Annotated in this window: 8 protein-coding genes; 6 read left to right on the top strand and 2 right to left on the bottom strand. The window is 50.2% G+C overall.

Translation table 11 applies throughout. The annotated features are described in order from the left end of the window. The first annotated feature begins 149 nt into the window (after positions 1-149). The gene (locus ACZ5ZV_RS06385) at positions 150-2984 is read left to right on the top strand and encodes a hypothetical protein (protein ID WP_464120596.1); all 2835 of its coding nucleotides are present in this window, start codon (positions 150-152) and stop codon (positions 2982-2984) included. A 17-nt stretch (positions 2985-3001) separates the two neighbouring features. Continuing rightward, positions 3002-5647, top strand: coding sequence for a CHASE2 domain-containing protein (locus tag ACZ5ZV_RS06380; RefSeq protein ID WP_464120595.1), 2646 nt, complete (start codon positions 3002-3004; stop codon positions 5645-5647). A 2-nt stretch (positions 5648-5649) separates the two neighbouring features. Here the strand turns inward: ACZ5ZV_RS06380 and ACZ5ZV_RS06375 are convergent, their stop codons facing one another. Together ACZ5ZV_RS06375 and ACZ5ZV_RS06370 are read right to left on the bottom strand one after the other, a co-directional pair. Continuing rightward, a complete protein-coding gene (locus ACZ5ZV_RS06375) occupies positions 5650-7638 on the bottom strand; it encodes a tetratricopeptide repeat protein (RefSeq protein WP_464120594.1) in 1989 nt (662 codons plus the stop codon). A 24-nt stretch (positions 7639-7662) separates the two neighbouring features. Further along, positions 7663-8601, bottom strand: coding sequence for a FecR family protein (locus ACZ5ZV_RS06370; RefSeq protein WP_464120593.1), 939 nt, complete (start codon positions 8599-8601; stop codon positions 7663-7665). Positions 8602-8837: 236 nt separating this feature from the next. On the opposite strand from ACZ5ZV_RS06370, the gene ACZ5ZV_RS06365 reads away from it, so the two are divergent. The 4 genes from ACZ5ZV_RS06365 (at position 8838) to ACZ5ZV_RS06350 (ending at position 15711) form a co-directional block, all read left to right on the top strand. After that, entirely contained in the window at positions 8838-11540 is a 2703-nt protein-coding gene (locus ACZ5ZV_RS06365) for an RCC1 domain-containing protein (RefSeq protein WP_464120592.1), read from the top strand. A 260-nt stretch (positions 11541-11800) separates the two neighbouring features. After that, a complete protein-coding gene (locus ACZ5ZV_RS06360; protein WP_464118183.1) occupies positions 11801-13078 on the top strand; it encodes an ISL3 family transposase in 1278 nt (425 codons plus the stop codon). Between the two features lie 137 nt (positions 13079-13215). Continuing rightward, the gene (gene udk, locus ACZ5ZV_RS06355; RefSeq protein ID WP_464121395.1) at positions 13216-13836 is read left to right on the top strand and encodes a uridine kinase; all 621 of its coding nucleotides are present in this window, start codon (positions 13216-13218) and stop codon (positions 13834-13836) included. 129 nt (positions 13837-13965) lie between these two features. Further along, positions 13966-15711, top strand: a complete 1746-nt coding sequence (locus ACZ5ZV_RS06350; protein WP_464120591.1) for an OmpA family protein — start codon at positions 13966-13968, stop codon at positions 15709-15711. Positions 15712-15766: the final 55 nt, after the last annotated feature.

The raw sequence follows: 15766 nt of genomic DNA, 5'->3' as shown, positions 1-15766 counted from the left end.
TACTCTTGAATCCCAAAGAAAAGCAATCAACTTTCCCTCTGTCTCAGAATAAGCCATGAATATTTCAAGAATCGTTCAAGACCCTTTTCGGCCTTCAGTAGGACCCATAAAAATCCGATTAATTCTCCATATCTACGAGGTTCATTGACATGAAAAGACACTTTCACCAGTACGTTATCTCTTTGCTTTGTCTGTTGGCTTTAGGCTGTGATCGCCTGACCGTGGATAGCAGTAAAATATCTTTGCAAGTTCCCAGAAGTCTTTCTGGCAAAATGAACTCGGCCTCCTCCACCCTGATGCTGAAGCATCTTGCCGTTCAAGTCACAGCTCCGGATATGAGTCAGCCTATCACCCTGCTCCAAGATGCGGGTGGTTCCTCTTCATTGGGCTCAGAAATCACCTTGGAAATTCCGTCCGGTTCTGATCGTCTGGTGCAGGTACTGGCGGCCTACTCTCCGGCAGGCTCTGATGGGGGCGCGATCTTGTACTACGGAGATGTCAGCAAATCTCTGGCAGGTACAACAGAAACTTTGGATGTGCCGCTGCAAAAACTTGGCAGCGAAAGCACGGTCGAAGGTCGCCTGAAAGGACGCTATCTTTCTTCCGCCAATGCTGGCCCCAGCGGAGAGCTCAAACTCTTTTACCGCCCCCCTGGAAAACCCGCACTGCTAGTTGATAGAAAAATGATGTTTGGTGGGTGGTTTGAAATGGTCGCCTTCAGTGACATCCCCATGGACTATATGCTGCCTGACGGCACTTATATGGGACAACAATGGACCACGAACACTCTTGTCACTGGCCCTCATCTGGTCAAAGTCGCAGAACCCTTGTCTTTCCGCGAGCAGTGGACCAGTGTCGGAACTTCGACGTGGATCCAGCAATTGCCTGAAAATAAGTTCTTTGGCTTCTTTGCCAACAACCCGACTTATCTTTCCAACAAAACCGTGTGCGTTCAATCCGCTCTCAGCAACGGTGGATCTTTGTACTCGAACTCTCATTTTGTCAGTGCAAACCGCAATCATCCAATGCCTATCAAACATTTCGCCACAGGCTCAACCCCCACAGCCACACCGCAGGCCCTTGCATTTATTGGCGGACGGGCCTTCAGCGATTGTGCGTCGTTACCCCCTGCCGAAGAATTTATTTCCTATCTTAAATTCAACGGCAATTCCTGGGATAACCGGATCTATAACATTGGTGAAAGCAGCGGGATCGTGGGTCTTCAAACCATGTTCAACCGCCCTGAGGAAAACCCTCTGTACCGCTCAACCTCTAAGTTCGGCGTCAACTCTTCAGGAGTCTACCTAGAAACACGTCCCCTTCCTGGAGCCCTGGAGGGAATCAACGGCCTTCAGGTCTATAGAAAAGTCACGACGGCCATGCCTATGCCAGGCACTGAATACGATGAGCGCTGCGAGAGTGAGCGTCTTTCCAGCCGTGGCTGGAGTCTGTACAAATCCCTGCCGCTGCCAGCATTGGACAATGGTGCACTGAAGATACAGGTAGACTCATTAGGCTTGGCCGCGCAGACTGAATATCAGCATATTATTTGCCTCAGTCGTGATGGTCATCCCCATGGGAAACCCAATCACATCTGGGTAAACAATACCAGTCCATCACCTCCTCAAACACTGAATTTGAACTTAATCCCTTCCACGGGATTTCCCTTCAACCTTTGGCCGGTGGTGGGTGAATGCCTTGCTGTCCAAGTCAACCTGTCCGGTTCAAATTTCGCCGTGAACCCGTACCCTTCTTTGGGCTATACAGTGACAGCAAAAGATTACTCTGATGCAGCGGCGGCTATCTTGTACAGCACCAAGGATTGCAGTGGATCGCCGGTATCAACTCTGTCCAAGACATTTACAGCTCAGCTTATCGAGTCCACATTCTATATAAAGTCAGCGTCCTACGGTAACTTCAGTCTTTCGCTGACAAATACTGTTGGACTGACCAATCCAACTCCTTTTACAGTCAACATTGTCACCCCCACAAGCACTCCAACCGGTGTCTCATTGTCACTGGACACCACCAACACCACGGGAAGCTTCCCTCCGTTGATGGCGGTCTTCCCTCAAGGTTGTCATCCCGTGGCCGCCTTTTTCCACGAAGGAGGCAATCCGGTTAACAATACGGGTACAGCAACCTTCTCTTGGATTGAGCCCGATGGGGTCACATCCTACACACCCCCTAGTGACATCAAAATCGTCAATAACTGCGTGTCCCGAACCCCCCAAGCCTCCATCAACGTCGTCAATGGCGTCGGACGATTCGCGGTGTTGGCTGGCCCCAGTCTGCTAAACAATGTCTCTTTAAAAATCGACGGCTTTGGAACTTCAGGGATAGCCAATCTAAATATAACACCGCTGGCGCATCATCTTTCTTTGACCCTGCCCTCGGGTTCCAGCACCACCCCACAGGTTTATCAATGCCAGGCCGTCCAGGTTGAGGTTCGTGATTCTTCAAACAATCCGGTCATCATCCCAGCAAACAAAAAACTTAGCTTTCACATTCACTCCCGTCCTGAGATCATGGCTCAGTCTGTCGATGTATCATTCTATTCCGACAGCAACTGTACATCTCAGCAGTGGGCGCACGAAGTGGCGGCAGGCACCTCCTCCAAACTGATCTACATGAAAGCCAATAGCCTCGGGGCATTCTTTGTTGGCTACTCCTCTTCGTACACTCAGACTATGGGTTCTTCTCCGGCAAGTGAAATCCGTCTCAATCCAACTCCGGCCCCGCTGTCTGTCGATCTTGGAGGCTACAGCACCATTCCGAACACTGTTTCACACGGATTTAACATCATTGGCGGGACAGCGCCCTACACGGCCACTGTGACCCAAGGATCCGGAACCGTGAATGTCATTCAGCCTTATGCTCCGAACTGGCAGCTGTCGGTGATACCATCAGCAACGGGTCCTTTAACGATTGTGGTTCAGGATAGTGCCGGACAAAGCACGACTGTGAATCTAACTGTGTATTAGACATTTAAGCAAGCACCATGAAGACAGAAAAAATCAGCATCTTGATCGGCATCATCATCTCGGCGTTTTTTGCGTGGTTCAGTGATTACTATTTTAAGTACTCACGAACCCCCGCAATCCAGCGTCCTTACAGTCCTTTGTTGGAAAGCACCGAAGTTCTGGATTTGCGTATCAACGATTTTAAATACAAGCTGCGCCCCTCGGTTCAAAGTCAGGCGCCAGTCGCTTTGATCGCCATTGACGACGCCTCTGTGCGTGAAATAGGCCGCTGGCCCTGGAGCCGCGAAATGATCGCGGAGATGACTGACAAAGTCCTGCAACATGGCGCGAAGTCGGTTTCTTTTGATGTGATCTTTGCGGAACCTGAAACTGCCAACCCTGCAGCGGATACAGCCTTTGCCAGGGTTATTGAAAAAAATCCTGACAAAATCGTCCTTGGAACTTTCAGCGAAAACCTGATCGATTTCCAACCCCATCAGGATCTTTGTGTGGCTGAAGCGTTCCTGGCCACAGGGGGCGATCAACTGGTGAAAATCAATCCCAGCTTCTCCATCGATGAAGAAACCCATGCAATTGATGATCTGAACTGGGCACCTCTTTTTAAAACCTTCTTTGACAGTATTCAGGAACGCGAAGAAGAAGAGCTTCTTAAAAGCCTGGGAAAATCCTCGCGCGAAGAGCTCTCCACTTTCCAAAAGAACAACTTGAAAGCCCGACAGTCCATGGCACTGTTTGACTATTGCCATTCTTGGTTGACTAAAGACGATATTTTCCTCAAAGGTGAAAATCGGGCCCAGGTGGTTCTGTTATATGCAGAGGTTACCAAAGACTCCCCTGAGCTAAAGAATCTCAGCTTTGACAATCTGCTGGCACGCATACGCAGTTCGTACAAAACCCATCCCATCCCGCAGTATGGTGAGTGGACTCCCAACATCCTTGAGCTGCAGACCCCGGCCACTTACACCGCCAGCTTTATTGCGCAACTGGATTCCGACGGCTACGTGCGCCGTTATCCCCTGTTCTTCCGTTCGGGCCACAAGCTTGGAACCAGCTTCATTCCTTCCATGGCCTTACAAAGTTTTTTGCTTTCCGGACCCTACCGAGCCGAACTGAAAATGAACACCGGTAAAAAAGGCGAAAAATCCCTGGAGTCCTTCAATATCTACGACACCTCAAAGGATCCGGAAGTCAAAATCAGCAGCTACCCTGTCGATGGTTCCGGCCAGCTGCTGATCAATTTCTATGGCCGCCAGATGTCTTTGCCCTACGTTTCTGCCAAAGAGCTTTTCAACGACAGCCCGACCGTCAAGGTCACCACCAGTGTCCTGAATCAAAAATCCAAACAACTGGTTTATGAAACCAAGGAATACGACAAAAAAGAATTCTTCAAAGATCGCAGCCTGATTGTCGGGGCCACGGCCGTGGGTCTGTACGATCTGCGCAACACCCCTTTGGAAGCTAACTATCCCGGCCCTGAACTTCATCTGACCATGCTGGCGAATCTGTTCGATAAAAACTTTTTAAAACCCTGGAATGCCGAATCCGCCGTGATGCCGTGGATTCTTTTGATCGGCGGCACCGTGCTCGCCACGGCGTGGGCCTTAATGGGGCCTTTGGCCTCTATTGCGGGCTTTGTTCTGATCTTTGCACTGTTGGCAGGTCTGGATCTGTGGCTCTTCATGCACAAACAAATCCTGCTGCATTCATTCCTGATCTATATCAGCGCTCTGACAGGTTTTGCCGCCATTCAGTTGTTTAAGTACTTCACCGAGGAAAAAAAGAAGAAAGAACTAAAATCCACCTTCTCGAAATATGTTTCTCCGGCCGTGGTCGACGAACTTTTAAAGGACGCTGCCAATCTTAAACTGGGTGGGCGAAGAGAGCGTATGACCGCCTTCTTCTCAGACGTGCGCGGATTTACCACGATTTCAGAAAAACTTCCTCCGGAAGAACTTTCCCGCGTTCTGAATCTGTATTTGACTCCAATGACCGAGATTGTGTTTAAAAACCAGGGGACTCTGGACAAATACATGGGGGATGCGATCATGGCCTTCTTCGGAGCGCCGGTGAAGGACGCTCAGCACGCCGCCCATGCGTGTCGTTGCGCCTTGCAAAGCCTGGATAAACTCAAAGAACTGCAAAAGGAATTCTCTGACAAAGGGCTTCCTTATATCGATATCGGAATCGGCATCAACACCGGCGAAATGAGCGTCGGCAACATGGGTTCTAATATCGTTCAGAACTATACCGTCATGGGCGACTCGGTGAATCTGGCTTCGCGTCTGGAAGGGATCAACAAAGAATACGGCACCAGAATCGTGATCAGTGAATTTACTTACGCCGATATTCAGGGGCAGTTTACCGCCCGGGAAATTGATCGGGTGCGGGTCAAAGGAAAGCTGGAGCCCGTTCGTATCCTTGAACTGATCTGCGAAGGAAAAGCTTCCGGCACACAAGCGGAAATGCTGACGTTGTTCGAACAAGGTTACAAAGCCTATCATGAAAGACGCTTTGCAGAGGCCCAGGAGTTCTTCAAAAAAGGCCTGGAAATCTCCAACGGGCAAGAACCGGTGTGCGAGCTCTATATTGAAAGGTGCCAGGACTATATCGACTCCCCACCCCCGGAAGGATGGGACGGAGTCTATGTCATGAAGACCAAATAGAATTATTTCCCTAGAATGCTGTGGGTGAATGTGAACAGACTGGTGACAACGAACTTGTTGTAATCGTAAGAGTCTTCATCCGAATCGCCCACATTGTACTGCACACTCATCAACCAGTTCACGTTGCGCTTAAGATCCTTATTGAAAGCCGCGGTGACAATGGGGTTTGAATCGATACGTGTGGTCACCGCCTCATCATAGTTCTGACTGGAGTATTCGGCACGCAAACTGGCGTTGCTTTTCCACCATGCTGCAAAAGCGTAGGTCAGCCCCACAGACGAGCGTTTATAACGGTAATTGCGGCCTTCGGCCTGATTGATCAGATAACCCGCATCCAGGGTCAAAGACTTCTCCCCTTTTAGATCCAAAATCCACGTCGGCAACAAGGTCAGACCATAGCGCAGACCACTTTGGTCATCGTCGCCCACGGAAGAGTCCAGCAAGGTCTCTTCTTTGGATGCTTCCAGACGCACGGCCATCAACATATCACTTTGCACTGGCGCCGCCAGCGTGGTGTTCACCCCCAGGGATCGAATCACCTCTGAGCGAGTGCCGCCCGTGGGGCTCATGTAGATGCTGCGATAAGTGGGAACAAGTTCCCAGTTCAAAGAGCGTTTTGAGAATTCAAATTCCTTGTGAAACGGAAGACTCAGATCCAACTGCAACGGGTCCGCCGTTTGTAAAACCGCATCACCCTGAAAGCTGGTGTTGGTGCTGTAGTAATCAGAAATTCCGATCTGGGTTCCAAAATCCGATGTCGGGGTTCGCTTCCAGATGGCCAAAGCACTGGCGCCATAATTCAAACGCAAGGCCTTCACATCCGTGGTCACGTTATTTTCAGCCACATTCAAAACGTTGCCGTCATATACAGCGCCAATGAATCCGGTGAAGCGATACTTTTCTTTCTTGCTCTCATAAAACGCCTGCATCTTGTCAATTTGATTCAGAAGCTCTTCCGCCGAACGATCCAAGCGAGGGTCCTTGGAGTTATCCAGCACATACTCCATGCTCGAGCGGGCCTCGGGGAACTTCTGCTGCTGCATCTCGATATTCCCCGCAAAGAAGGATGCCATCGGACTTAAGGTCGCATCATTCTCCGAGCGGATCTCGACAAACTGTTTGCGTGCTTTTTCGTAATCCCGAAGCTTCAGATGATTGAGGGCAACATAGTAGTCCTTCTCCAAAGACAGTTCTGATGGAACATCCGCCATGGACAACGTTGCCAGCGACTTATTGTAGTTTTCAATTTTATACAGGGTCACACCATAGCGGTAGTAGTAAGAATCCTCTTCCGGATCCATGTCCACGGCCTGTGCATACTTGCGTTCAGCCCCGGCATAGTCTTGTTTGGCGTAAAGTTTGTCAGCTTCTTTGACCATATTTGTGGCTGCGGCTTTCTTGCGATTTTTTTCTGCCAGCGACAAAGCCGCCTGTTGTTCCAGCAACTGGGCTCTTTGTCTGGCCTGTTCTTCTTCCAAGGCCAATTGTGTTTTTTCCATCTGGCGCTTTTCCTCACGCTCTTGGCGCTCCAAGCGGCGTACCGCCTGCGGAGAAAGCACTTTAGCCACCGGCGCCGCTGCCACTGGCTTGGCTTTTTGCTTTTGTTCCTGCACGGCTACGAACTTCGCCAGTTCATCAGCGGACTTAAACAGCACAATACGCTGAACGGTCTGACCGGGAATAGCATAGGCATAAAAAGGTGGCTGGCCGGGATCTGAAAATTCCAGAATGCGCGGACGATTGTCCCCGATAAAGAACTGAATGATGAAAAAACCGCTCCAGGGGCCGTTCGCGCCACCACGTCGGTGCAACATCACCTGAGCGACCTTGCCGGATTCACTGTCCCGCACACGCAGAGGACGTGAATCGCCTTGTACGGAATTATCCTGAAGTTCCAATTCCAAGGACTGTGTCTGAGAAATTTTTGCATCCAGCGCATAGGCTGAATTCACAATAAAAACACCCGCAATACCCAAAGCTGCAAATTTCATAGATGTGTCTTCTTCTTAATTAGATTATTGAGGAGTCGGACGGATGATAACCTTGGTTTTCCCACCGGAGCGCAAAACATCCTTCACCGCCGTATCCGTGGTTGGAGCGCGCACCGTGGTGTTGGGTGGAGCTGTCGCGGTCCCCGCCACCGGTTTGATTTCTTTTGCCATGCCCAAATCCATATCTTTGCTGTCAATCATGGACGTGGTCGGCGCAGCTTCTGGTCCGACAGTTGCAGGAGCCTCGGAAGCAATTTCCCGACTGGCTCCGGACTCAGTAGCAGGAACCGCCGGAGGAATATTTGTCGCCAGCGAGTCATTTTCAATCTGCTTGATTTCTTCTTTAGGTAGGGCCTTTGGAGCTTCCGGCGCGCTGGCGTTCGGAGCCGTCGTGGTCATCTGGCCTTTTTTAACAATCACGGGTTGCCCCATCGGACGCCCCTGGGGATTCACAGCCATCACCGCCACAGATCCTTTGAAGGTGACGATTGAGGTCATGCTGGTTTTTGGATCAAACCCCGTCTGAAACTGAGTTCCACGCACCCCAGCCACCGCTGTTGGAGTTTTGACCTGGAATTTGTTTTTTTCACCATCATAGTTCTGCTCAACGTTGGCGCGCAGTTTACCCGCACCGAGTTTGATTTCGACGTTCTTTTTACCTGTGGCCGGATCATTCTGATAAGTGGCAATTTCAATGGTCGTGTCAGGATTCAGATTTAGGACGTTGCGATCGGACATGACAATCTTGGCGCGAGAGTCTGCAGCCGTGATCACTTTTTCACCTTCATAGACTTTGGCACCGACTTTGGCCGCCGCTTCCGCTTTACCCGGAGACTGGATCTGCACGCCCCCTTTGACGACCATAAAGACACCATACATTTTTTCTGCGGCAGAGACCTGCACCGCAAGTCCCAAGACAAATAAACCCACCACCGTATTTAAAGACGCAGCCTTTACGTTCATATCCATCCCTGCTGTTAAATATGATTTCATTTTAGATGAGAAATTCTTGGATTAAAAAAATACTTTGTCAGTTGTCTCTCTTTTGGACCGAGGTCTCAGGCCTCGACTGGACCTTTCTCTAATCATGTCACAACTGACATCTTTTTGCGCTATTTCGGTACAACATCTCGAGCTTAAGAATTATTCAAGCTCCCCTGATCATTTAGAAGACTTATCAAAAAGCCGACAAGTAAAACATGAAAAATTATTCCGTTCTTCCGATGTTGGGGCTTCTTGTCGGGCTCTCAGGATGTGATCGTCTGTCTTTGCAGGATTCCTCCAAAGTGCGCATTCAATTTCCCTCCGCACAATCGTTAGCCTCAAAAGCTGAAGCCTTTGCCACCTCTGGCGGTACGACACCGGACGGTCGACCGATCCCCACTGGATTTACGGGTTCTGCTCCAATCAACTGCTATCTTGTCACTGTCACTGGGCCGGAAGAGGCTCTTCGCAGAAACACCTGCGCACGCGACGACAATTCAGCACCGGCGCGCAACGTAGGTCCCTGGACCGGCGGAGTTCCTGCTGGTGGTGAACTGACCATGGAAGTTCCTTCCGGGGACAGCCGCGAGTTCCTGGTGATCGGCTTTTATGCTCCTGACGGACAATGCAAAGACTTTAAATCCGCGGGCTTCGGTGACGGACTGTCACGTCCTTATGTTTTGGGATCCAAGGCAGGGATGAAACTTCGTGCCGGAGAAACCACCGTCGTCGATATTCCCATCACTTATGATTCAGAAAAATGGTTTGATAGCTGCCGGGGTCCTGATTTCCCGGAGGACGGCCCTTCAAATCCAGGCGCAAGCATTCCTACACGCATTACCAGCAGCAAAGACTGGTTCCCGGCCAACACCTATGTTCTGGGAGCTTGCACTAGCGTGGGTGTCTTTCTTTCTGACGATCAAAATAGACATGGTGTTCTTCCCACAGACACTCAGTTCTCTTTATCCCTGAATGGGACCCAAGTTGGCATTTACCAAAGCTACGACGAATGTCACCAGATGCTGGGCACCAGTCCGACTTCCACGATTGCTGCCGGTCAAAACTTTAAAGACGTTGTCTTCCGTGCCCCCGACACTCCAGGCCCTCTGGAAATCAGCATCACCAATGTCTCCTCTGCTGTGGTCTTGCAGACTCAAACAAAAACCTATCAAATTGTCGATTCCGGCCTGAAAGGGGTTGAGCTTCAAGGGGCTCGGTCTATTTTGCCGGATCTCTGTTATCCATTTAAATTAACTCGTCGCTACATTGATGCAGGCAACAGCCCCGATAATGCCATGAGTCCCGGTGTCGTGACTCTCGCCCCCGGAGCGGGTCTTTCTGTTTACAGCACTTCCGATTGTTCGGGAGCTGCGCAAACGTCCATCACGATCCCTTCCTATACCTCTTCAACAGCGGTGTGGGTGAAAAGCACGGGGACTGCGGGGCAAAATAGCATCACTTTGTCAGGTGCGAGCTTCGTTTCGCTGACTCAAAATATCTATCGTGGCGGCGGCACCAACACACCTTCGAAACTGGAATTGCGGGGGCACAGCGACGGACCAACTCGTGATTTCTGCTACAACTCCCCTTTCGAAGCCATTCTGGTGAATGATCAGCACACTGCCGTGCTGGCTCCATCCCCATTAGAAATCCAGTTTACCTCCTCCTCTGCCGAATACTTCTCAGACAGCGCCTGCTCTTACCCCGTCAGCTCCGTCAGCTTGGCTGCGGGTCAATATTCAGTGCCATTCTTTCTTAAAGCACGCACACCTCAGGCTCTGACCCTGGGGGTAAGTTCCAGCCTGACTCAAGCCGGAAGCTATACGATCAATGTTCGTGGCCCCTTTGCCAATGGCTCAGAAAACGTATTTGTCTCTGGGTTTAACGGCGTTTGTGCCAAGTCCATGATGGGATCCTTCTGCTGGGGGAACCCTAGCGGAGGACGATTAGGATATCCCGTCAGCACTCAACAAAACATCCCTAAACATATTGCCCCCGCGGGCACCGACTGGAGCTATGTTAAGATGGGCTATGATTTCTCCTGCGGCATGTCCCATGCTGGCGAAGTCAAATGCTGGGGGATGAACACCAAAGGTCAGCTCGGTGACGGCACAACCTCCCTTCACGATCTGCCAGCGCCGGTCACCGGCGGCGACTACTTTATCAACCTGTCGGTCGCTAACAGCTCAGCCTGCGCCATCACCACGATGGGCGTCTTAAAGTGCTGGGGTGATAATATCTCAGGGAATCTTGGTGACGGGACCACGGTCTTCAAGACCAGCCCCATCACAATCGACGCGGGTGTGACCTATAATCAGATTTCAGCAGGATCGAGCCACACTTGTGGAATCACTAATACCGGACAACTCAAATGCTGGGGCACGAACACCTATGGCAAGCTTGGCACCGGCAATGTCACCAACTACAACACACCAACCGCGATTGATGTGGGAACAACCTATTCCATAGTGTCCGTCGGAAGTATGCACACCTGTGCCGTCACCACCAGTGGCGTTCTGAAGTGCTGGGGTGGCGCCGACTTTGGCGCCCTTGGTAACGGTGTGACCTCTGGAAGCGTCACAACCCCGACGGTGATCGACAGTGGGACTTCCTATTCCCAGATTTCAGCCGGAGAACAAATGACCTGCGGTGTAACCACCATGGGAACAATCAAATGCTGGGGGCTAAACACCAACGGTCGCTTGGGAGTGGGAACTCTGACCTCGGCCGTCAGCCTTCCAACACAGGTGAATATGCCTGCAGAAGCTTTGCCCGCCTCGGTCATTTCCACCGGATCAGGAACCACATGTGCAATTTCCAATGGTGGAAAGCTCTGGTGTTGGGGTGAGGGCCAGGAAGGTGAACTGGGGGTGAATAACCCGATAGACTCCTCTACGCCACAGCCGCTGATTTACTAAGTCATTCGGGATCTTTCTAAAATAAGTGGGTCGGCTGTGGATAAGTCCCTTTAAACGGGATACGCCATCCAGGCTCAGCCGGCTTCTTGCCCGCCAGTAGGCGGGCGCAGGCATCCTGCCTGCCGGAGATCCCTTTTTAAAGGCACTTACCCACAGCCTACGCGCTAAAATAAAAAAGCCCCTGCTTTCTGTGCATTTGTCTGTTTTGATTTTGTTACTACGCAATATCAATACGACAACACAAAGAGCCGAGGCTTCAGATGTACATTCCTCATTGTTTCAGATCCTTTCAAGGATTTTCTGTTAAAGACATCAAAGAATTTCGTTTCCGACAACACATGGAGCTAATTTTAGAGTCTGAAACCTCGCGGAAACGACTTTGCAATGTCTGTGGAGAAGAACTTGGGGCCATGCATGATCGATACTGGGTTTCTGCGAAACATCTTAGAGCATTCGGGTGGACTGTCTCTGTAGGATTTTTTCGAGAAAAACGAGAGTGCCATAACTGTAAAAAAGTTCGCAGTGAGTGGATTGACTTTCTTTGCCCCACAAGCCCACATATCACGATGGAACTAGCTTGGTGGATCAGTCGCCTTTCTGAGGTTACAACGGTCTTACAAGTCTCAAAACTTGAATCTGTCGATAAAATGGCCTGCTATAAAGTCGACAAACATATTTTACAGAGGCTGCTGCAGGGATACTCCATTCCCGAAGTCACTCATATCTCTGTTGACGAAGTTTACGCTCGCGGTACTGCCCAACTCAAAGAGGGGGAAGGTCGAGATGATCTGTTTTTAACTGTGATAATTGATCACCGAACTCACAAAGTAATCTGGGTCAGTACTTCCAGACGCAAAGAAGCTCTGGACACCTTCTTTGAAATGATCGGCCCAGAGGCCTGTCAACGCATCAAAGTCGTCACCTGCGATCAACATCGTGGCTATGCTGAGAGTGTCCGGCAGTACTGCCCAACTGCAGATATTGTTTGGGATCGTTTTCACTTAGTTCAGTCTTTCAACGAGACTCTGAACCAAGAGCGAAGAGAGGTCTGGACTAAAACACAAAAGATCTCCGACCACGGCTATCTCAGCGGAAAGTATAAATACCTTTACATCACCAAAGCGAATAACAGATCAACGCATGATAGGGAGCTCATTATGAAGGTCATGGGAGAAAATAGAATTGTTGGGCAGCTTGAGATGATCAAAGAGCGCTTTCACAGGATGTTCGATATTTGTGGAACTCCAGATGATGCCATGAATGAACTTACTTTGTGCTATGAGTGGAGCGAAATGATTGGAGCAAAGTATTTAGCTAAGTACTTTTGGAGCCTTCTAGATAGACCCGAATTTACGGCGTACTTTGTTCATCGTCTAACTTCTGGGGTGTCGGAGGGCATAAATCGAGCTATAAAAACCTTAAAATGGGTGGCATATGGCTACAAAGACATGAGCTACTTTGCTTTAAAAATCATGCAAAAGTGCGGGTACTTGAACTCTAAATACGCATTAAGTTGGCTTTATAACCAACCGGCTTAACCCACAAAAAGAAGAAAGACCGAGTCATTCGTTTACAGTTTTGACAGTCCTGCAAAGACTGCAAACCCCTTACGCCCCTGTTGAAAAATACAGCTAAAATACCGAAACTGCGAAGGTTCAACAGGGGTTTTGTCATGATTCAAAGACCACATATCATAGGTGTTGCCGGTGGCAGCGGTTCCGGAAAAACCTATTTCGCCAAAGAACTGCAACAGATGCTGGGCGAAGCCAACTGCACGATTCTGTATCAGGACAATTACTACATCGACCAATCGGCGAAATTTGACGGGGACGGAGGCTCGGTGAACTTTGATCATCCCGAGGCGCTGGACTTCACCCTGCTGGCGCAGGGGCTGCGTCTGCTGAAATCCGGCATTGCCGTGAATGTTCCAATTTATGACTTTGTCACCCACTCACGAAAAAAAGAAACCCTGCTTGGTCAGCCCAAAAAAGTGATCATCGTCGATGGAATCTTAATCCTGCATTCCCACGAAGTCCGCGCCGAACTGGACGAGGCCATCTTTTTTGACACCCCGGAAACCTTGCGCTTTGAACGCCGCCTGAATCGCGATGTGCATGAACGCGGTCGCACACCTGAGGGGGTTCATAAGCAGTTTGAACTTCAGGTTCGCCCCATGCATAACATGTTCGTGGAGCCCTCTAAAGAACACGCTCACCTGATTGTCAAAGACCTCGGGGACTACAGCCAGACTCTGGAGCAAGTGTGCTCCCGTATTAAACAAAGATATCTGCTCTAGCCCCCCCGACCTTCGCAACGTTCCCAACACAACGGAAAACAAAATGAGCCGCTCCATGGTTTTCCTTCTTGCTCTGAAGGACTTCTATCTGAAAAGATAAAAGTCAGATTACTTCAAAGGATCAGCATCATGCGCATGACGACGGCTCTTCTTTCTCTGTTGTTTCCCCTTTCGGCGATGGCCAATGTTCTGGGGGATATGCAAACTTTCTCTCCAAATACTGATGGTCTGGACTTTATCTCTGTCCACTCGGCCCGCCCGCTGCCGCAGGGCTATTTTGTTTTCAGCAACTATCTGAATTTTGCCAAAGATCACCTGCTGGTTTATAAAACCCTTAATGCGCAAGACCGCATTGATTATGAAGATTCATTGTTCGAGTATGATTTCGGCGTGGCTTACGGATTTTCTGAAAACCTGCAGTTCAGTTTGCAGATGCCTGTGCTGCTCAGTCACTCCACCAAGGAACAAGACGGGGTTCGGGTCAACCTGACTGAAGGCATTCACAGCTTCCGTCCCGGATTCAAGTGGTCCTCCGCATCGGGCAAAGACACACACTGGGCACTTTTGGGGTCCGTGGATTTCCCGTTCCTGGAAAACAGCCCCTACACGGGGACAGACTCACTTCCCATCTTTAACCTTGAAGGCGCCTACAGTTGGTCCAAAGCCACCCGCATTCAATCCGTCAACGTTGGAGCCCGCATCAGAAATCCCACAGACACGCCAGCTGATGCGCACATGTTCCCTTTGAAAAGCCAACTGACGGTGTCCTATGGAATATCTGACAAGTTTTCCTCGACCGCCCGCTGGGTGTTCGAAGCGTTCTCCAGTTATCCGCTGGACAAAGAGCCTTACAAAGATGCCGTGGACGCCTCTTCATTGGACCTATTGCTGGGGCTTAAACACCGCTGGTATAAGAATCTGAATTTTGACTGGGGCGCCACGGTTGAACCTGGAGTCAAAACCCTGTCCCCGGCCTATCGTGTCTTTGCTGGTTTGGTCTACTACTGGAAGCCTGGCGCAAACAGCACTCCGTCCGGAGAAAAAACCGTCGAAAAAGCATTTGTGATTGTACCTGATGACAAAGTCGTCAACACCTTTGAATGGATTCAATACTATGCCGAAGGTGATGTGCAGATCGAAAGCTGCCAGGTCGTGGAAGGACCGGGAAGTCTGAACAGTGCCTGCGAGTTTACTTCAGATCAACCGGGCTTCAGCCGTCTTGAGTTCCGCGATAGCTTCGGCCGTACTGTCACCCGCACTGTCACCATCCGCGAAACCACAGTTCGCAGTCCGCTGCGCTTCACGCAAAAAAGCTATGAGGTCTACACAGGTTCCTCCGTGCAGGTGGAGGCTGAAGGTGGCGAGGCGCCTTATCGCTTCAGCCTTCTTCGCGGTCAAGGCTCCATGGAGGAAACAGGTTTCTATGAAGCTCCCCTACGCAAACAGACCGTCCAGATTCAGGTCACCGATCACCAAGGACGGACCGCCAAGTCCACCATCAAAGTGATTGAGCCTCCCAAAGAGGACAAAGCCATTGATTTATCCAATCTGGAATTTGTCTCGGGCAAGGCACAATTGACGGATGCCTCCTTGGCTCAATTACGTAAAAATCTGCAGAACCTGCGACAGGTTCAGATTAAGAAATTGATTGTAGAGGGGCACACGGACTCCGTTGGAAGTGATGATTACAACCAACGACTCAGCCGCAAACGTGCTGAAGCTGTTAAGGATATTCTGAGCAAAGAGCTCAGCTTGGACAGAAAAGACATCGAGGCCATCGGGTACGGGGAATCTCGCCCCATTGCATCGAACGACAGCGCCACCGGTCGCCAAAGAAATCGTCGTGTGGTCTTGAAAGTCTATTACAACAAATAAAAGGCATTGTCTTAAAATGATTGTGTAAAGCCGGTGGACCTCCACCGGCTTTTTT

The organism is Bdellovibrio sp. HAGR004 (genome assembly GCF_055397015.1).
Note: the sequence above shows the minus strand (reverse complement) of the source record. Positions and strands in the feature narration are given on the sequence as shown.